At 63.3% G+C, this 19,064-nt stretch carries 17 protein-coding genes; 8 read left to right on the top strand and 9 right to left on the bottom strand.

Annotated elements, in window-relative coordinates; genetic code table 11:
* Window positions 1-151: 151 nt before the first annotated feature.
* Window positions 152-2,335 carry a M1 family metallopeptidase gene (locus tag PQR42_RS26765; RefSeq protein ID WP_408207526.1) on the top strand — a complete coding sequence of 728 codons (2,184 nt, stop codon included), beginning with the start codon at window positions 152-154 and terminating at the stop codon, window positions 2,333-2,335.
* A 101-nt stretch (window positions 2,336-2,436) separates the two neighbouring features.
* Here PQR42_RS26765 and PQR42_RS26760 read toward each other — a convergent pair whose 3' ends face one another.
* On the bottom strand, window positions 2,437-3,183 hold the full coding sequence (locus PQR42_RS26760) for an SDR family NAD(P)-dependent oxidoreductase (RefSeq protein WP_408388191.1): 747 nt from the start codon (window positions 3,181-3,183) through the stop codon (window positions 2,437-2,439).
* A gap of 383 nt (window positions 3,184-3,566) precedes the next feature.
* Here PQR42_RS26760 and PQR42_RS26755 point away from each other — a divergent pair, with 383 nt between their 5' ends.
* From PQR42_RS26755 to PQR42_RS26740, 4 genes are all read left to right on the top strand, one after another.
* Window positions 3,567-4,511: a metallophosphoesterase family protein gene (locus PQR42_RS26755; RefSeq protein WP_408207522.1), complete on the top strand. Its 945-nt coding sequence runs from the start codon at window positions 3,567-3,569 to the stop codon at window positions 4,509-4,511.
* A gap of 33 nt (window positions 4,512-4,544) precedes the next feature.
* On the top strand, window positions 4,545-4,889 hold the full coding sequence (locus tag PQR42_RS26750; RefSeq protein WP_408207520.1) for a cupredoxin domain-containing protein: 345 nt from the start codon (window positions 4,545-4,547) through the stop codon (window positions 4,887-4,889).
* A gap of 651 nt (window positions 4,890-5,540) precedes the next feature.
* The gene (locus PQR42_RS26745) at window positions 5,541-6,269 is read left to right on the top strand and encodes a hypothetical protein (RefSeq protein ID WP_408388189.1); all 729 of its coding nucleotides are present in this window, start codon (window positions 5,541-5,543) and stop codon (window positions 6,267-6,269) included.
* A gap of 40 nt (window positions 6,270-6,309) precedes the next feature.
* Entirely contained in the window at window positions 6,310-7,374 is a 1,065-nt protein-coding gene (locus tag PQR42_RS26740; protein WP_408388187.1) for a GGDEF domain-containing protein, read from the top strand.
* Window positions 7,375-7,383: 9 nt separating this feature from the next.
* Here PQR42_RS26740 and PQR42_RS26735 read toward each other — a convergent pair whose 3' ends face one another.
* Window positions 7,384-7,809, bottom strand: a complete 426-nt coding sequence (locus tag PQR42_RS26735; RefSeq protein WP_408388184.1) for a DUF1289 domain-containing protein — start codon at window positions 7,807-7,809, stop codon at window positions 7,384-7,386.
* Between the two features lie 27 nt (window positions 7,810-7,836).
* Here PQR42_RS26735 and PQR42_RS26730 point away from each other — a divergent pair, with 27 nt between their 5' ends.
* Window positions 7,837-8,691, top strand: coding sequence for a phytochelatin synthase family protein (locus PQR42_RS26730; protein WP_408388181.1), 855 nt, complete (start codon window positions 7,837-7,839; stop codon window positions 8,689-8,691).
* A 109-nt stretch (window positions 8,692-8,800) separates the two neighbouring features.
* On the opposite strand, the gene PQR42_RS26725 is transcribed toward PQR42_RS26730, so the two are convergent.
* The 6 genes from PQR42_RS26725 to PQR42_RS26700 all read right to left on the bottom strand — a co-directional run bounded on the left by PQR42_RS26725 (window position 8,801) and on the right by PQR42_RS26700 (window position 15,404).
* A complete protein-coding gene (locus PQR42_RS26725; protein WP_408388179.1) occupies window positions 8,801-9,463 on the bottom strand; it encodes a glutathione S-transferase family protein in 663 nt (220 codons plus the stop codon).
* A gap of 276 nt (window positions 9,464-9,739) precedes the next feature.
* The gene (locus tag PQR42_RS26720) at window positions 9,740-11,167 is read right to left on the bottom strand and encodes a DUF1254 domain-containing protein (RefSeq protein WP_408388178.1); all 1,428 of its coding nucleotides are present in this window, start codon (window positions 11,165-11,167) and stop codon (window positions 9,740-9,742) included.
* A 169-nt stretch (window positions 11,168-11,336) separates the two neighbouring features.
* Window positions 11,337-11,726, bottom strand: coding sequence for a VOC family protein (locus tag PQR42_RS26715; RefSeq protein WP_408388176.1), 390 nt, complete (start codon window positions 11,724-11,726; stop codon window positions 11,337-11,339).
* Between the two features lie 87 nt (window positions 11,727-11,813).
* Window positions 11,814-13,403, bottom strand: a complete 1,590-nt coding sequence (gene glgA, locus PQR42_RS26710; RefSeq protein ID WP_408388296.1) for a glycogen synthase GlgA — start codon at window positions 13,401-13,403, stop codon at window positions 11,814-11,816.
* A 316-nt stretch (window positions 13,404-13,719) separates the two neighbouring features.
* A complete protein-coding gene (locus PQR42_RS26705; protein ID WP_408207504.1) occupies window positions 13,720-15,192 on the bottom strand; it encodes a sodium:solute symporter family protein in 1,473 nt (490 codons plus the stop codon).
* Complete coding sequence (locus tag PQR42_RS26700) at window positions 15,189-15,404, bottom strand: DUF3311 domain-containing protein (RefSeq protein ID WP_116144978.1); 216 nt, start codon at window positions 15,402-15,404, stop codon at window positions 15,189-15,191. The genes PQR42_RS26705 and PQR42_RS26700 overlap by 4 nt, the downstream gene beginning before the upstream one ends.
* Window positions 15,405-15,766: 362 nt before the next feature.
* On the opposite strand from PQR42_RS26700, the gene PQR42_RS26695 reads away from it, so the two are divergent.
* Together PQR42_RS26695 and PQR42_RS26690 are read left to right on the top strand one after the other, a co-directional pair.
* On the top strand, window positions 15,767-16,444 hold the full coding sequence (locus tag PQR42_RS26695) for a MarC family protein (RefSeq protein ID WP_408388174.1): 678 nt from the start codon (window positions 15,767-15,769) through the stop codon (window positions 16,442-16,444).
* Window positions 16,445-16,469: 25 nt separating this feature from the next.
* Entirely contained in the window at window positions 16,470-17,303 is an 834-nt protein-coding gene (locus tag PQR42_RS26690) for a class II glutamine amidotransferase (protein WP_408388172.1), read from the top strand.
* Between the two features lie 9 nt (window positions 17,304-17,312).
* Here the strand turns inward: PQR42_RS26690 and PQR42_RS26685 are convergent, their stop codons facing one another.
* Complete coding sequence (locus PQR42_RS26685) at window positions 17,313-19,061, bottom strand: cobaltochelatase CobT-related protein (RefSeq protein WP_408388294.1); 1,749 nt, start codon at window positions 19,059-19,061, stop codon at window positions 17,313-17,315.
* Window positions 19,062-19,064: the final 3 nt, after the last annotated feature.

The following is a 19,064-nucleotide window of genomic DNA, read 5'->3' as shown; positions in this document are numbered from 1 at the left end:
GCCAAAAGTGCTGAGGCGCCAACACGTTCCTATATTCTCGCTAGCAATTCGGTGCTAGTGCGGGAGACCTTTTTCGCTGAAAAAAGAGAAAACCAGCTGAAGCACTCATCGCACTTTCTTTAATGCCGATATTGTCAGTCGAGGATTAATCATGCGTATAAATTTCCGATTGCAGATGCAGTGCCTCGCACTCGCCGGAATTGCGGTTCTGGCGGGATGCGGTGGCAGCGACGGCTCGTCGTCCTTGACGAGCAAATCCGGGCAGGCGCCCGCGGCCGCGTCAAGCGCCTCCGAAGTAGCGCTGGCCCCGCCCGCCGCGCCGGTCGTGGCGGACACATCGATCAACAAGACGGTGCCGCCGGTCGAGTTGCCCGACACGGTCACGCCGATCAACTACAGGCTGTGGTTCCGGCCGAACCCCGCGTTGTCTTCGTTCGACGGCCGCGCCGACGTGCAGATCAAGGTGCTGAAGGCCGTCAACGCGATCACGATCGCCGGGCACCGGGTCAAGTTCACCAACGGCACGATCACGCTTCAGCCGGGCAACATCCCGCTGATCGCCACGCCGCAAGACGACGGCGATTTCTATCAACTGCGCCCCGTGAGCGGACAGATCGCCGCCGGCAACTACTCGCTGCACATGGAGTGGAGCGGCATCATCAACTTCAAGACTTATGACGATCCGGTCGCCAAGACCGGCGGCAGTTGCGGCGACGATCCCTATCCGGGTTGCTCCGCGGCCGAAGGCGTGTTCCGCGTCGATCTGAAGTCGACCGACGGCACGACGAGCGGCGCGATCCTCACGCAAGGCGAGTCGAATCTGGCGCGGCAGTGGTTCCCGGGTTGGGACGAGCCGGCTTTCCGGCCCACCTACGAGGTGAGCGCCGAGGTCCCACAGAATTGGAACGTCGTCTCGAACGCGGCCGAGAAACCGGCGGTGAACGTGGATAGCGGCTACAAGCTGGTGTCGTTCGAGAAGACGCCGCCCATGCCGTCGTATCTGCTGTTCTTCGGCGGCGGCCAGTTCGACATTCTCGAAGACGACTTCGCGAGCCCGCTGCCCGATGGCAAGGGATTGCATCTGCGCATCTTCACGCCGCCCGGCATGCGTGACTGGGCCAAGCCGGCGATGCAACAGACCAAGCAGGCGCTCGATTACTACTATCGCTACACCGGCATTCCGTTGCCGCTCACCAAGTTCGACACGATCGCGGCCAACGACGCGTTCAAGGAACAGAAGGACCTGAACTTCGGCGGCATGGAGAACTGGGGCGCGATTCTCGAATTCGCCGACGACATTCTGCCGGCGCCGGGAACAACCATGTCCGACTACGGCGTGACGGTGCTCACGCACGAAGCCGCGCACCAATGGTTCGGCGATCTCGTCACACTCGACTGGTGGGACGACGTCTGGCTGAACGAGTCGTTCGCGACGTTCTTCGAGAACAAGACCAAGGTGCGTTTCTTCCCGGACCGCTTCAGCTGGGTCGACGACGTGAAGAACAAGTACGCCGTGATCAATGCGGATCTGAAGTCCACCGCGTTCCCGGTGCAGCCGAACTTCAACGGCTGGGCGTCGAACGACTTCGTGCTGAGCGCGAGCGCCTTCACGTACGACAAGGGCGGTCACGTGCTGAAGATGCTGGAGAACTACCTCGGCGAAGAAGTGATGCGCAAGGGGCTGCAGTCGTATCTCGCAGACTATTCGTTTGGCAACGTTACGCCCAAGCGTCTGTGGGACGAACTGGCGAAGGCGAGCGGCCAGCCGATGGTGGCAATCGGCGACAGTTTCGTGCGGCAAACAGGCGTGCCGCTGATCTCGCTCGACACGCAGTGCGATCTGACGACCAATCAGACCGTGGTCACGCTGAAGCAGTCGCCGTTCCCGAATCAGAATCAGTATCCGGGCACGCAGTGGACCATTCCGTTGACGCTCGCGTATGGCGACGGCCTGACTTCGCGCAAGACGCTGGCGATGAAGGACACGCAAACGCAGGTGCGTCTGAACGGCTGTTCCGCGGTGCTCGCGGATCCGAGCGGTCTCGACTACTACGTGACCAACTACAGCAACAACGCGTGGAGCCAGTTGCTCGCGCAGGGTAATGCGCTGAAGGATCCGGTCCTGCTGACCAGTCTGCAACTCGAGGCGAAGCTGCTGGTGAACAACGGTCTCGCGGACCCGTCGCGCGTCACCAGTATCGGCTCGCTGAGTCCGGCGGCCACACCGCTCGCACGTCAATTGCTGATGACGGCGCCGACGACGCAATCGCAGCGTCCGACGATCCGCTATCAGGGTAAGTTCAAACTGAAGCCACAGGCGCAGCAGGGCCAATAAGCGGCAGTGTGGGGTAGTTCGGCGGCCCGCATCGTGATGCAGCGATGCGGGCCGCTGTTTCAATGGCACTTCATGTGCCGCAGTGGAGCGAGCCGCCGCGATCAGCCGGCGGTCTTGCCGCCGTCGACGGTCACGATCTGCCCCGTGATGAACGACGCCGCATCCAATGCCAGGAACACGATGGCGCGCGCCACGTCATCCGGCTTGCCGATGCGGCCGAGCGGCACCTTCGCGGCGAGCGCGGCCTTGTTCTCCGGCGTGCCGGTGAAGCGGTCGAGCATGCCGGTGTCGGTCGGCCCCGGCGCGACGGCGTTGACCCGCACGCCAATGGACGCCACTTCGAGCGCCGCCGACTTGGTCATGCCTTCCACCGCATGCTTGCTGCCCGCATACACGGAAGCGAAGGCCGCGCCTTCATGACCGTAAGTCGACGAAACGTTCACCACGCTGCCGCTCTTTTGCGCCGACATCACGCGCAGTTCGTGCTTCATGCTGAGCAGCGTGCCGAGCACGTTGGTGTCGAACGTCGCGGCGTAGCTCTCGACTGTCTGGCTGGTGATCGCGCCGGGCTGGCCTTCGGTGCCGGCGTTGTTGACGGCGGCGTCGATGCGGCCGAAGCGCGCGACCGTCTGGTCGACGAGGCTCGCGACTTCCTCGTCGCGGCGCACGTCGGCCTGGACGAAGTGCGCATCCGCGCCGAGTTCGCGCAGTTCTTTTTCGAGCGACTTGCCTTCGGCTTCACGACGGCCGGAGACGACGAGACGGGCGCCGGTTTCGGCGAAAGCGAGGGCAGTGGCGCGGCCGATGCCGGTGAGTGCGCCGGTAATCAGAATGACGGGTTGGCTCATTTTCAACTCCTGGATGGTATGTATTTGCGGTATGGGGCGGAGGCAGGCGACGTCCGGCTAAGCGGGTTGCGATCTGCCTCAAATCCTTGCCTTGAGTGCAATTTAGTGGCTCGCGAGTCTAAGTAAAAAGACTTTATAAGCTGGCCAACATGCCTGGCAGGCATGGAGAGGGGTTAGTCGACGCAGGCGCCCGACACCGGGCCGGGCGTTGGTGCAGCGACCTGAGCCCTCTGCCAATCCGCCAACACCGCAAGACGATTCATCTGCCGATTGATTGAAGCTGGAATAAAACCGGCGCCGGCTCAGTCATGCCTGACGAACCGACTCGCGAGGGCCGCCGGATGATCCACGGCTCGGCTGCGACTCTTTATCGTGAGGTCAACATGTCGTCAGATCAATCATTCGACGCGTCGCGGCGCGGCGCACTGAAGTGTCTTGCATTCGGTGGCTTGGGCACCGTGTTCGTTCTTTCCGGCGGCATTCTCACGCCGGTGGAGCTGGCACTCGCCGCCGACCAGAAGTCATCCGCTGCTACGGCGGGTGTGCCGCTTTTCCTGCAGATCAGCGACTCGCATATCGGCTTTAACAAGGAAGCCAATCCGGACGTGGCGGGCACGCTGAAGCAGACCATCGAGTACGTCAACGCGATGCCGGTCAAGCCCGCGTTGACCATTCATACCGGCGATATCACGCACCTGTCCAAGCCCGCGGAGTTCGATCTCGCGGCCCAGTTGATGTCCGGCCTGAACATCACCGAACTGCACACCGTGCCCGGCGAGCACGACGTGACGGACGGCCCCGGAACCGAATACTTCAGCCGCTTCGGCAAGGCCTCGGACAACAAGGGCTATTACAGCTTCGACCATCAGGGCGTGCATTTCGTCGGGTTGGTCAACGTGATGCATTTCAAACCGAACGGCTTGGGCGGCCTCGGCGACGAACAGCTCGAATGGCTCGAAAACGATTTGAAGGGGCGCTCGTCCAGCACGCCGATCGTCGTGTTCGCGCACATGCCGATGTGGACGATCTACGAGCCGTGGGGCTGGGGCACCGGCGATGCGGGCCAGGCGATGAGCTATCTGAAACGCTTCGGTTCGGTGACGGTACTGAACGGCCACATTCATCAGATCGTGTCGAAAGTGGAGGGCAACATCACTTTCCACACGGCTCGCTCGACGGCTTATCCGCAGCCGACCGCGGGCAACGGCCCGGGCCCCGGACCGTTGACGGTGGCGAGCGACCAGCTGCCGAAAATGCTCGGCGTGACCAGCATCAAGATCGCGCGGCATCCGCTTAAGGCCACGCTCGACGACACGACGCTGGTTTGATAGCCAGCACTTTTTTATCGCAGGAGATCAGTTATGCAAACTAAAAAAATTCGCCGCGTATTGTTGGCGTTGGCCGCAAGTTCGGCGTTGCTCGCGGCATCGTCCGGGTTTTCCGTGGCGCGGGCGGAGACGCCGAACGCGGTCGTCATCAAGAACTTCATGTTCTCGCCGATGGAGCTCACGGTCAAAGCCGGTTCGACCGTGACCTGGAAGAATCTCGACGGCGAACCGCATACCGTCGTGAATGACGCAGGCATGTTTCGCTCTGCCGCGCTCGACCAGAACGACACGTACCAGTTCAAGTTCGACAAGCCGGGCGTGTACAAGGTGTTTTGCGGCATCCACCCGAATATGAAGGAGACCATTACCGTGCAGTGAGCGTCGTAGGAGACCAATCTAGAGACTGCGGTGGCCAGGGCGCTCACGCATTGCATGCAGCTTCGCTGCGTGTGTTGCCTGTGGCGCCTTCGGCGCATGCAGCAAGGGATCCGATGTCGGGGCATTTGATCAGCAGCGGGCCCCGACGGCATGGCGACGACGTCCGCCACCAAGCGTTTATTAGCATGGCCGATCCGGCCAGAGAACCGGCGGTTTTGGACAGCCGGACAGAGGCGAACCCTCAAAACCGATCCACAGGTCCAGCGCGAGCGCCAGGAACGTCACTTGCGTTTAAAGCGCAACCTTCGAAGCATCAAACACCCTGCGGTGCTCGGGCGTGGTTGTTGCATGATTGACGGCCACCCGCGGCCACTTGCTCGATGCCCGCTGCTCACACCCTGTACGGCTTGACCGACGCACTGCGAAGCTCGCCCGCACTGCGCGCGACTACACGCGGCGTGGAACGTTTTACCTGTTTCTTCCGCGCAAAACCGCCTCGCAAAGACGACGTTTAAAGCGCAGCATTGCCGTGTTGTGGTTGTCGCGCGATGAGCGGGGTACATTCTTCGAGCGGCTTTGCATGGACCTGCAAAATCGTGTGAATAAAGTCGGGCCCACAGGTCAGACGTAAGGATTCCGGAGAGTATTGCGATGTACAACGATACAGACTCGCCAAAATCGGTGCTCGATGGCCAGGATGCCGGCGGCCAGACGAGCGGTCTGTCAATTTCCGCCACGCCGCCGAGGTTCGGACGCCTCGCCATGTGCGTGGCCGCGGCCAGCGCGCTAGTCATCGGTGTGATGGGTACGGTGGCATATGGCGTCTGGTTCAATCACGATCAGCAGGCGTACGCCGAAGCCATGGTCGGCGCGCGGCGAGCGCTCGGCAATAGCGCGTCGGCGAGTGCGGCAGTGATGGCGAAAACCGCGAGCGTGACGGCGTTGCCGGCAGCGGCCGTGCTGGCCAAGCCGCCGCAATCGTTGCCGGCAACGGCTGCGCGCGGTGCGACGGTCGCGGCATCGGCAGCCGTCGTGGATCCGGAAGCGGGCGGGCAGTTCGCGTCCTGGTCCGGCCAGGTCAAGGCATCGGCGGTGCCGCCTGACGTCGTTGCGGATGCGGCACCCGGCACACCGGCATCTGCCGCTACGCCGCCCACGCCCGCTCGCCGTTCGGCAAGCGCGGCCAATCCGCCGACGCACCAACTCGCCGCGGCGCGTGCGGGTAAAGACGGCCGGGCCACGCCTCAGGAGCGCCGTGCCGCGCCCGAGAGTGCGAGGCACAAAGACAATCTGTTCGCCCGCATGGGGCTCTTCTTTCGTCGTGTGAATTATCGGCAGCATGGCAACGCAAATCGGCAAGACCTCTACTCTCATCCGTGAGCGGCGCCGAACCGGGCGGGCCGATTCAAAAGGCGCCTTCATGAGCCGCTTCAGACGCGCTCCTGCCATGCTGGCCGGCGCGTCATTGCTTTGTCTGCTGGTCGGCCTTCTCTATCTCGCCTTGCAGATCAGGACGATCTTCTCCGATCAGTTGAAGCAGGAATACGCCGGGCTCGTGCTCGAAGCGGCGGAGCGGGCGGAAAGTGCTCGCGCGATGGTCGGCGTGTGGCAGCAGCACTCCGCCGACAGTCAAACGCAAACTCAGGGTTACCGCCATGCACGCATCGAACTCGCCGAGCGTCTGAAGTCGCTCGCGGCTTTGGTGAATGCCAGTCCGTCCGCTGCGCCGCGGGTGCCGGCGGCTGCGTTGACGCCCGATGCCAGTCTGAACGGAACCGATGCGTTGCTTGCCACCATCCCGCCGTATTGGCGTGCACAGCGCGATGCCGATGGCGCCGACGTGCGCCTGCGGATTGCCCATGTCGCGAACGTGTTGATCGCGCTGGCCGCGCTGCTGTTCTGTATGTTGCTCACCGCGCTCGGCATGTACGCGAAACGCAATCGTCAGCTGGCGGGCGAGTCGCACGAGTTCGAGTACGCCGCATTGCACGATCCCATGACCGGCTTGCCGAACCGGCGCAAGCTGTTCGCCGCGCTCGACGAGGCGGCGGCGAATTTGCAAGCCGGTCCGACGGCTCGCAACATCGCCGTGCTGTATGTCGATCTGGACGGCTTCAAGCAGGTCAACGACACGCTCGGCCACCGCGTCGGCGATGAATTCCTGATTGCGGTGTCGCGCGCCTTTCGCGAGTCGGTGCGCAAAGCGGATGTTGTCGCGCGCATTGGCGGCGACGAATTCGCGGTGCTGATTCGAGAATATTCGACGGCGGATGAATTGGCCGAGATTGCTCAACGGCTCATCGCGTGTGTGGTCGAGACCGACGAGCAGATAGGCATCGGCTTAGTGCGCGCGAGCATCGGCATTGCCAGCTATCCGGATCTCGTCAGCGATTACCAGCGCCTCGTCGCCGCGGCGGACGACGCAATGTATCGCGTCAAGCGCGGCGGCAAGAACGGTTACGCGTTTGCGGCGCAGGCTGATTGAGCGGGGCGCTTAGGACGTTTGCGTCTGTGGTGTCGCTTGCATCGCTTGCGTTTCCGTTTCCGTTTTCAGCATCGCTTCCCGGCCTGGCCGTTCATTGATGACCGCGAGACGCACGTCATCGCTCATGGTCTTCCACGCGCGAATTTCGTCGCGCGTGCGCAGACAGCCGATGCAGAAGCCGGTTTTGCCGTCGAGTTTGCAAATGTCGATGCAGGGTGACTGGATTGTCATGTTCAGACCAGCGCTTTCCGTTGGATTGACTTCGGCGGTGATGTGCGAGAGTCGGTTAAAAAATGCTGCAGCATTGTAGGGGAGAAGCGCGCTTCGCGGGTCGAAGCTCGCGCACCGTCGCGCACGCTGAACTTTGTTTCGTGTTACAAAATCGGGGCTTGCCGATGCGCGCTGTTTTTTATACCCCGGCACAGCGGCAGTCACCCGGGTTCATCCACAGCGGAAAGATCCATGTCCAGATATTCGTTGATGCGCGCCGTTGGGCGCTTGAGCCAGCCTGAGTGGATCGTCGCCGTTGTGGCCGCGGCGCTGGCCGCCTGTGCGCCGGTGCCGCCGGCCAGCAGTCAGGCCGCCGTTCCGCCTGCCGTTATTCAGCCCGCTGTTCAGCCCGACAGCGAGGCTGGCGCACAAGCCACCGCACGCCCGGCGGACGGCCCGCTGCCAGTGCCGCCGAACCTCGTCGCGTTGGCGCAGCCGGCCGGCCAGAAACGGCTGACGAGTTCCACGTCCAATCAGTCGTACTGGCCTCTCTCGCAGTATTTCGAAACCCAGCGCAACCAGGCCTATTGCTCCGTCGCGACCTCGGTCATGGCGCTCAACGCATTGGGCATCCGCCGGCCCCAGTCGACGCAGTACCCCGACTTCCCGTTTTTCTCCCAGGAAGATTTCTTTCACGGCATCGATCCGCAGGTGGCTAACGCCGCGCGGGTCTCGCAAGAGGGCATGACGCTCGATCAGCTCAGCACGGCGCTGAACGCCTTTCCGGTCGAAGTCAGGAAATACCACGCGGCGGACCTGTCGCTCGGCCAGTTTCGCGACCTCGTGCGCGCGACCACGGGCCACAGCGACCGCTTCGTGCTGTTGAATTTCAGGCGGGTGGAAATCGGCGAGACGGGCGGCGGACACTGGTCGCCGCTCGCGGCCTACGACTCGGCAAGCGACAGCGCGCTGCTGCTCGACGTGGCGCGCTACAAATATCCGGCTGTGTGGGTACCGCTCGCACAGTTGTACGCGGGCGCGCTGGCGGTGGATAGCGTGAGCGGACTTTCACGCGGCATCGTGATCATCGGCAAGCGGCCGAGTTGATCGCTGCTTGCCGATGCGGCCACGACATTCAAGCGCGCGACACGAGAAATGGCTCACGCGAGTGCGGCCACAGCAAGTCGGCGCCCGCACGATCCCGGTCAATCGCGCGTCAATCTTCCTGGTTACGCCATTCGGTCAGTCCTTCGCGCGCATTCAATTCGATGAACGAAGGCAGCGCACGTAGCTTTCGAATATAGCGGGCAAGATTCGGCCAGCCGAGCGCCGGACGCGGCATATTGCGGGTCCAGCGCATCAACATGACGGCCATGAAGTCGGCCGTGCTCAGCTTGTCGCCGATCAGATAGTCATGACTTTCGCCGAGATGAGCATCGAGCTTGTCCCACGCTGCGTCGAGCCGACGGCATGCGAGCGCGCGAACCGCTTCGGCGCCGGCAGGGTCGCCATCGGAGTCCGCATAGAACCAGTCGCGCATGGCGGGCAGAACCGTGTTGGCGAGATAGACCATCATTTCGAGCCACGCGGCGCGATCGACGGAGTTCGGCTTGGGGGCGAGCGCGGCATCGGGATGCCGTTCGGCCAGCAGTATCAGCAACGCGGCCGACTCGTGGCGCGGCGTGCCGTCGATCATCAGCGTGGGCACCCGTCCCGCAGGATTGAGCCGCAGATATGCCGGGTCGTGCTGCTGGCCCGCGTCGATGTCGATCAACTGCGCGTCGAAAGCGATGCCCAGTTCTATCAGCATCCAGTGCACGGCCATGCTCGCCGCGCCGGGCGAATAGTAAAGCACGTAAGGTGTGGAATCGCTGTGCATAGTGGGTTGATGTCCGGTTTCGATCCGGCGGACAGTCTACCGCCGTTGCTGACGGATGCCCATGCGCAAACGCCCAGGGAACGCGCAGTCTCGTAGTGGCGCGCTCGCGTTTTCGCGACTGACATCCCTCACTCATTTTGCCGTCCGATAGCGACGGCCTGTTCTTCGTCCATCACGGCGTGAATTCGGAAGCGTGGAGCGCTGAGCCAGATAACGACATGCCCGACCCAGCGGCGTGAGCCAGTAACGGCTCACGCCACGCACACTCGATTCCAACTACTTCACCCGCTTGACCACCGGCGTCTTCCACTTGCCATCCAGCAGCACCGGTTTCGGCCAGTAAAACCGCAAGGTGATCATGAACGGTCCTTCCGGCGCCGGCAGCCAGTTGGCCTCCTTGGCCTTGCCCGGCGAATTCGCCTGGATGTAGATCGTCAGGCCGCCATCGCGATCCTTCCTGAGTTGCGGCAACATCGGCGAATTGATCAGATACCGGTCGATCGGATTCTTCACGAGCAACTGGCTGGGCAACGCATACATGGTCACCGACCAGAACGCATTCACAGGCGGCAACTGTCCTTTCGGAAAACGCAGCACGTAGCGATGCTGGCTGCCGTCGAGCGGCTGTCCGGTCGAATCCTTGTCGAGCACCGGATACAACGCTTCCTCACGCGAATTCGCGCCAATCCCGACCTGGGTGCCGGTGGCGCGCGCCACGTAGTCGTTCTTCAGATACTCGCGCGAGCCAAATAGCGTATCCGTCTTGCCGCCGAGCGACGCGCGCTTGTCGTCGATCGCTTTCTGGCCATCCTGCATGCCGGCCTGAAAAGCCGCTTTCTGTTCCGGCGAGAGCGCGTTCGCATCGAACCGCTTGCCGGGCACGACTCCGATCTGCGCGAAGCGGCTGCGCAGTCCAGCCTCACCCGGATTGACCGGCGCGAACTGCAACACGAACGCAAGTTCATTGAAAAATTCGAGCGATGTCCGCGCGGTGGCCGGCGCGAGCGGCTTGATCCACTGCACCGGCGGCGCGGTGGGCGCGGGCTTGCTGCCGGTGAACGCCGAGAGCGTTTGCACCTTGTAGCCCGCCTGAATCTGCTTGACGTTAGCAAGGTCGTCGGGATTGAACAATTGCGTGCGTCCGACCACGTTCACGAGATCGGTCTCGGAGCGGATCACCTGAGTGATGCCGTTTGGCGTCTGACCGTTCCAGCGTGGTCCCGCGATCAGGTACTTGCCGCCGTTGTTGCCTGTGGTGCGGCTGCCGATATACGCGAAGTTGAAGGTATAGAGATCCATCAACTGAAACACGAAGTAGCGCTTCGCGTCCATCGGCGGGACCGTGATGACGACGGGTTCCGCGCGCAGATCGAGGCCGGCGAACGAATAGGGCGTGTCGGAGTTGGGCGTGACGAAGGCGGTGTCGTCCGGCGTGAAGACGCGCGAGATGTTCAGGATGGAATTGAACGGACCTTTGTATTGCGGGTTGGTGGCATCCACCGAAAACGCATACATGATGCTGTACGTATCGACCATCGGGGTGCCGTAGAGATACGCGTCCCTGGCGATCGAGCGGATGTCGGCGCTGTTGGCGCTGACGGGTGCGACGGGGGCTTTGGAGAAGTCGTTGGTAGGCGCCGTATGGCAGGCCGTGAGGACGATGGCAAGTAGCGCGGCAGCAGCGATGGTTCGTGTTCTGTGCATTGCGATCCTCGGGAATGAGCCGTGGACGACGGCAGCGTGATCGTTCGTTCGTACGGCGCATTCATACGGCGCGGTACAACAGGCGCAACAGGAAACGGGACTCGTAGTGCAAGCTTCTGCACGCCGCAGCTTGCCTAACGGTGGTGATAGCTGTCAAGCAGCTTTCTGTTCATCCCCACGCCGCATTCTGCAAAACAATCCGATATCCATCCGGATCTTCGAACGTTTTGCCATGACGGTCCCAGTAAGGATTCTCCGATTCGCACGCGGGCACGCCGAGCGCTTCGAGCCGCTCGACGGCCGCGCTCCATGCATCGTGTTCGGGAAGATAGAGGACGAGAAGGTGCTCGGTGGTCGGCGCCCGTTCGACGGTCACGCCGTGCTGGTGTGTGAACTCGATATGCCAGGGGCAGCCCCGCCGGCCGACAATGACGCCATCGAAGCCCTCGTGATTCTCGAAGCTCGCCAGGACTTCGAAGCCCAATCCCCGCGTATAGAAATCGGCGACCTTATGCAGATCGTTAGTAGGGCGGGCGACTCGGAGAACGGGCGGCTGCATCGGCAACTCCATAACACGTTGAGATGCCGCACAGCATAACGCGCGGCAGCCCGCCCGGTAACACCCAAGCCGAACGCCTCAAGCGCTTCACGCGCTGCGCGCCATCTCCCCGCTGCCCGCGTTGAACTCTTCCCTGCGCGTGACTGCGGAGGCCGCCGTCCGCGCCCGAACCGCGGTCTTGCGAACCCGTGTATCGCGCAGCGCCGGACGTGCATCGACCAGATCCGCATACAACGCGAGATAGTTCGAGGTCGACGCGTCCCAACCGAAGTCGCGGCTCATCGCATTCCGCTGCAACACGTGCCACGACGACGGCTGCACAAACGCAGCCAACGCACAGCCGAGCGCATGCATCACGTCGTCCGGACTTTCGCCGTCGAACAGAAATCCCGTCGCCTTCTGTTCGCCACGAGGATCATGCGGCACATAGTCGACGATCGTATCGGCCAGGCCGCCGACGCGCGACGCGACCGGAATCGTGCCGTAGCGCATCGCATAGAGCTGCGTCAGTCCGCAGGGTTCGAAGCGGCTGCCGTGCAGCAGAATGTCCGCGCCCGCGTGCAGCATGTGCGCGCGCTGCTCGTCATAGCCGATCTGCACGCCGACGCGTCCCGGCCATGCGGACGCGACATCCTGCAGCGCCTGTTCGAGACCGTGCTCGCCCTGGCCGAGAATCGCGAACTGCAGCCGCGGATGCCGTTCGAGCAGCGCCGGCAGCGTATGCACGACGACATCGGCGAGCTTCTGTTCGGTCAGCCGGCTGCCGATGGCCACCAGCGGCGCGAACGGATCGCGCGTCAGACCGAAGGCCTGTTGCAGTTCGCGTTTGCAGGCCTGCTTGCCGGCGGTGTCGTCGACGGAATAGGGGCGGGCGATCTGTTTGTCGGTGGCCGGATTCCATGCTGCCGTATCGATGCCGTTGACGATGCCCGACAGCTTGCCGGCCTGCGCCTGCAACACGCCTTCCATGCCGTGCCCGAAGTGCGGCGTCAGGATCTCGCGTGCATAGCGCTGGCTCACTGTCGTGACGCGATCCGAATGGACGATGCCCGCTTTCATCATGCTCAGCGAGCCGTAGAACTCGATGCTGCGTTCGTCGGAGAGCGCGGGCGCCAGCAATTCGGACGGCACGCCGATCCAGCCGCCCATGGCGAGCGGATGGTTGCCCTGGAACGCCAGGTTGTGAATCGTGAAGACGCTTTTCGCGGCGACGCCCGCGAGCCGCAGATAGAGCGGTGTCAGTCCTGCATGCCAATCGTGCGCGTGCACGATGTCGGGGCGCTTGACGTTGCGCACGCCGCGCGCCACTCGCGCGGCCGCCGCCGCGAGCGAGGCGAAGCGCGTGAGGTTGTCCAGGTAGTCACGCCCTTGCGGATCGCGATAGAGGCCTTCGCGCGCGAACAGGTGATCCATCTGCAGCAGCAGCACCGGCACGCCGGTATCGGGCATCTGGCCGCGCAGCAGCCGGGCGTCGCCGCCGGGCAGGCCGGTCATGCGCGCGACGGGCGCGACGTCGGCTGCGCGTTCGAGCGCGGCTGGATAAGCGGGAATCAGGATCGAGACGTCGACGCCGGCATCGCGCAGAGCGGCGGCATATGCGCTGACCATGTCGCCGAGGCCGCCGGATTTGGCGAGCGGCAAGGCTTCGGAAGCGACGAGAAGAACGTTGAGCGGCAAAGTGGCCCCCAAAGGACGGGATTTTTTGCACTTGCACAGTGCGGTGGGATTCGCGGACGCGTCAGTTCAGCAAGGGATGTGCCTGAGGTTCGCGGATTTGCAAGGACCGCGAGGAGGGTTTGTGTTGCAGTGCGGGTGAGCGATTCTTTGGCCTGGAAGGCCTATTTATTTGTCTTGACGCTTCGCTGCCCGTCGGGCGGTTTTTTCATTCATGGGTAGATTTGACTTCAATTCCAAACGCCGGCGCGGGACATAAAAAAAGGTTGTCGCCGAAGCGACAACCCTTTCATTCACTGCGCAAGGAAGCAAGCCTGAATCAATGCACCGGCGCGGGCGTCTGCTCGACCGGCCGCGGCTGCGTCACCGCGCTCACCGCCGCGAAGACGATGATGTTCACCGCCAACGCCAGGAAGCCGATATTGATGTCCTTCAACGCATCGGGCAGGAACGGCATCAGCTGACCGATGCTCAGGTGCATCGTGGTCGTCACGGCCACCACCGCGACGCCGGCCAGAATCCCGCAAAACGCGCCTTGCTTGGTCGCGCGGTTATGTGGACGCAGGCTGCAGATCACCGCCGGGAAGAGCTGGGTCACGAAGCTGTAGCCCATCAGCAGCAACGCGACGATGGTTTCGCCGCCTTGCAGCGTGAAGCCGACCGCCACCAGCGCCACCACCGGCACGAGGAATCGGGCGAGCTTCGTCACCGTGGCGTCCGATGCTTGACGGCTCACCATGCCGCGATACACGTCGTTGGCGAGCAGCGTCGACGCGGACGTCAGGATCATCGAGCCCGGCACCAGCGCGGTCAGGATACCGGCCGCGCCGATCACGCCGACGAACCACGGGTCGAAGGTCTGCAACGACAGGCGGAACAACGACAGGTCGATGTCGCCGCCCTTCAGACCCGGCACCTTCAGCGTCGCCGCGAAGCCCACGAAGAACACGAACAGCAGAATCAGCTGATACAACGGCAGCACCATCGCGTTGCGGCGGAAAATGCGTTCGTCCTTCGCGGTGAAAATCGACCCGAACGTATGCGGCCACATGAAGAAGCCCAGCGCCGTCAGCAGCACGGTCGACTGGAACCACGTCACGCTCGAACCCTTGGCCGGGAAGGTGAGGAAGCCGGGGCGCGCGGCGTCGATCGCGCGGAACATGTCGCTGAAGCCGCCGTAGTAGTGCAGCGGCAGATAGATGCCGAGAAACAGCACGATCGCGAGGATCAGTAGATCCTTCACCACCGAATTCCACGCGGAGCCGCGCACGCCGGAGACGATCACATAGGCGGTCACGACACAGGCGCCGATCCATACGGCCGCCGTCGACGAAATCGCGCCGTACGAGGCCGTCGCCACGATGATGCCGAGACCCTTCAACTGCAGCACGAGGTAGGGAATCAGCGCGGCCACGCCGACCAGCGCGACGAGCGTGCCGAGCGCCGGGCTGTCGTATTTGCGCGTGAAGAAGTGCGGCTGCGAGACGAGGCGATGATTCTTCGCGTAACGCCAGATTGGCGGCAGCATCCAGTACGAGAGGATGTACGCGAGCGTGCCGTACGCGAGAATGTAATAGACCGGCGCGCCCTTGCCATAAGCAAAGCCGCTGCCGCCGAGGAAGGTGAAGGTCGTGTAGATTTCACCGGCCATCAGCAGGAACACGAAGGCGGTGCCGAAGCTGCGGCCGCCCACGGTCCATTGCTCGAGACTCATGTCGTGGCCGCGTTTGGCGCGCACGCCCAGGTAAAGCGCAAACAGCGTAATCGCAGCAATGATGATGAGTGCGCTCATGAACTGACCTCCTCGCCATCGGCGGCGAGCTGACGGTTGGACGGATCCAGACGGTAGACGATCGCCATGATGATCGAACTGAGCACCACCCACATGACGATCCAGGCCAGCACGAACGGCATGCCGAGCATCAGCGGCTCGACACGATTCACAAACGGAACACCGAGCAGAATGCCGATGAACGGCAGCGCGGCGAGTACACGAAGCAACATGGGGGCAACTCCTCGAACTGGTAAGTACGTCTCGTTGAAAGTGCGGCTTCGCTGGGGACTGTATGCCGGATGCTTTGGTCCCGTAAAGCAGGTCAAAAAAGTGTAGGCTTTCTGAAAGTTGCGGACGCATCTTTATGGGGCCGGTTGCTGCGCTGCAAGGCGGCGCGCGCAGCGTGGCGCGCCGCGGCACGCCCGCCGGCGCCTGGCTTTTTTAGGGCTTTGCCTGGCGCGCCGCGATATCATCTCGCCACGCAACGCGAGCATCATCGGGATCGCCGGAGAGAGTCCGGCTTCATCAACATGGCGCGGCATGCCGGGTGCGCAGTGGAGCGACCCGATGCGCCGCTCGACACGGAACGCATATGGTCGAAAGTCTGATCTCGGACATTCTGTTTGGCTTTACCGGGCTGATCAGCATCATCAACCCAATCGGCATTGCTTTCGTCTTCCTGGACCGGACTGCTTCGTTGACCACGGAGGAGCGCACCGGGCTGGCCCGCAAAATCGCCATCAACGTGATGTGCGTGCTGCTGGTGGCGTTTTTCATCGGTACGCCGATCCTGCATTTCTTCGGCATCTCCATGCAGGCGCTGCGCATCGGCGGAGGGCTCGCCGTCGCAGTGGGCGGCTGGCAGATGCTCAACGCGCCCGACACGCAACCGGCCGAGCAGCCGGCGGTCAAGCGGGTGGACGCGGACAATGCGATGTCGAAGGCGTTTTTTCCGTTCACTATTCCGCTGACCACCGGGCCGGGTTCGATCGCCACGGCTGTCGCGCTGACCGCGAACCGCACGCATAAGCTCTCCGAGTTTGTGATTTCGAGCATCGCGTCGGTGGTGATCTCGCTGGCGGTGGCCGTGACGGTTTATCTGATCTATAGCCGCGCGGTGGTGTTCGCGAAGTACCTCGGCGTGGAGGGCACCAAGGTCGCCATGCGTGTATCTTCTTTTCTGCTGCTGTGCATCGGCGTGCAGATCATGCTGACCGGCTTCTCCGAATTCCTGATCCCTATCGCGACGATGCAGCCGGTAGTGAAGTAGACGCGACTCTCACCGGGAGAACCTCATGTGCCGCTGGCTCGCCTATACAGGCAACCCGATTCAGCTCGAAACAGTGCTGTTCAATGCCAAACACTCCCTGATCGACCAGAGCCTGCATTCGCGGCTTGGCCAGACCACGACCAACGGCGACGGCTTCGGCATCGGCTGGTACGGCCAGCCGACCGATATCCCGTTCCGCTACCGCTGTATTCAGCCGGCGTGGAGCGACCGCAATCTGCGCGAAGCCGCGCGGGCGATCCGTGCGCCGCTGTTCGTCGCGCACATACGCGCGGCGACGGATACGCCTTCGCAGGAAACCAACTGCCATCCGTTCCGTCATGGCCGCTGGCTCTTCGCGCATAACGGCCTGGTACGCAACTATCCGTCCGTGCGCCGCGATCTGATGGTGGCGATCGACCCCGATCTGTTTCCATCCATTGAAGGTTCGACCGATTCCGAGGTGATGTTTTTCCTCGCGCTGACTTTCGGCCTGGAAGTGGCGCCGGTTACCGCGCTCGAGCGCATGGTGGCCTTCGTCGAGGACACCGGCCGCAAGCATGGCGTGGACGAACCGCTGAACATGACTGTGTGCGCCACCGACGGCGAGCAGATCGTCGCAGTGCGCTATTCGAGCGAAGGGCAGTCGCGCTCGCTCTTTCACAGCAGCTCGTTTCAGCAACTGCACGCGTTGTATCCCGACGATCCACGCATCGAGGCGGCCGGCGAGAATGCGTTTCTGGTGCTGTCCGAACCGCTCGCCGACCTGCCGGGCTGGTGGCAAGAGATTCCGGAGAGCACGGCGGTGGTGGCGCGCGGCGGTGAAATCGAACGGTATCCGTTCAGGCCGCAGTCGGCGTGAGCGGCGCCGTCAACGTTTGAGCAACATCGCACTCAGCACTGAGAACACCGTCGACGGCAGTTCGGCGAGGCGGCTGACCACCACGTTGTGCGGATAGAAGTCCTCGACCGCGTCCGTCAGCACGCCGATCCCCACCAGTTCGATGCCGCGCTTGCCGATCGCCGCGACGCGTTCGCGCAGATCGCGGCGCAATACCTGCGGATCGCCGTCGCCGGTCGACGGGTAGCCATCGGAGAACATCATCAGGATGCGCCGTTCGGCCTGATGGTCGGCAAGCCGCGTCGCGGCCCAGGCCAGCGCCTCGCCGTCCGGATTCTCGTGGCCGCAGTCGATCGCTGCGATCCCGCTCAGGTCCGTTGCGCCGAAGCGTTTATAGACCTTCAGATCGAGCCGTTCGACGAAGCGGTTATAGCGCCGCAAATCCGCGCCGGCGGCGCGTTGCCGCTCGTAGAGCTGCTTCATGGGCGCGGATTCGACCGAGCAATAACCGAGCACTTCGCAATCGAACGACAGCTGCGTCAGCGCATCGCACAAGGCGGCCGCGCACTGGCGCGCGAGTTCGATCTTGCGGCCGGCCATCGAACCGCTGCGGTCGATCAGCAGCGTCACGGCGACGTCGCGTCCTTTGGAAGGCCGCTGCGTGCGAAACGGCGTGCGATAACCGGGCGAGGTCGCGAGCTTCGCCAGCGCGGTGCGATCGATCTCGCCGCGCTCCTGCTCGCGGCGCCAGCGCGTGCGCTCGTCGGCGCTCAGCGCGCGTTCGAGCTTTTCCTTGAGCGGCGCGGTGTCCGCGCGAGCCTGCGCCCGCAGTTCTCGCCACGCGGCGCTGTCGCCCTGGCCCGTGAGATCGCGGATGTCGTCGAATTCGGTGGCGAGGGGAATCGACAGCGTGGCTTTCAACGCATCCCTATTCGCACTGCCCGCTTCGCCTTCTGAAGAACGCGTGGAAGGCTGCTGCGCGTCGGCCAGCGATTGACCCATGCCGACCGCGTTGTCCGCCTGCGCGCCACCGCTTCGATCGGACGGCGGCGAGTTCGCGCTGTCCTGATCGGGCAGCACGGTGTCGTCGTCTTCGGGCCGCGCGGACGATGCCGCGGCCGTTTCCGTATCGATGTCCTCAACCGGATCCGCAGTGAACGCCATGCTGTTCACGTCGCCCGCCGACAACGCGCGCACGCGCGCCACGAGCGCCTGCGCCGCCGCGATGCTCTGCGCGGTCGAGCCGCTCACGCGGGCTTCGTGCAGCAGATCCTGCGAGGCATGCAAGGCGGCGAGCAGCGAATGACTCGCTTCGGTCCGGGTGGGCGGTTCATCCCACAACGCGCGTTCCACAAGCCAGACCAGACGGTCGCGCCAATGCAGCTTCGGCCAGCGCTGCCGCACGCGTTCGGCCGCATGCAATCGCAGCTTGCCGATGAACCAGCGCGCCCCCGGATATTCGTCGAGCAACTGCCCGCAAACGCGGCGGTCTTCGATCACTTGCGCGAGATTCGCCGCGACGCCCTTGGGCAGCGCGTCGAGTTGCGCGAGCGACGCATGCTTGGCGCGCGCGACCAGCAGATCCAGGTAGCCGATCAGCACATCGCGCTCGACCTCGCCGTTCAACTCGTAGTCGGGAATCACAATGCGGCCGGGCTCCACGCGCGGACCGTCCGGACTGAACGCGACCGTCGCGCCGTATTGCCCGGTCAGCACGCGGGCGACCTTGCTGAGCGTGGATTCGAAGGCGAAGCCGCGCGTGTCGCGCGTTGCGTGCATCGC

The organism is Paraburkholderia sediminicola, assembly GCF_046027355.1.
GTDB lineage: Bacteria > Pseudomonadota > Gammaproteobacteria > Burkholderiales > Burkholderiaceae > Paraburkholderia > Paraburkholderia sediminicola_B.
The sequence above is the reverse complement of the archived record's forward strand: the minus strand, read 5'-3'. Positions and strand labels throughout refer to the sequence as shown.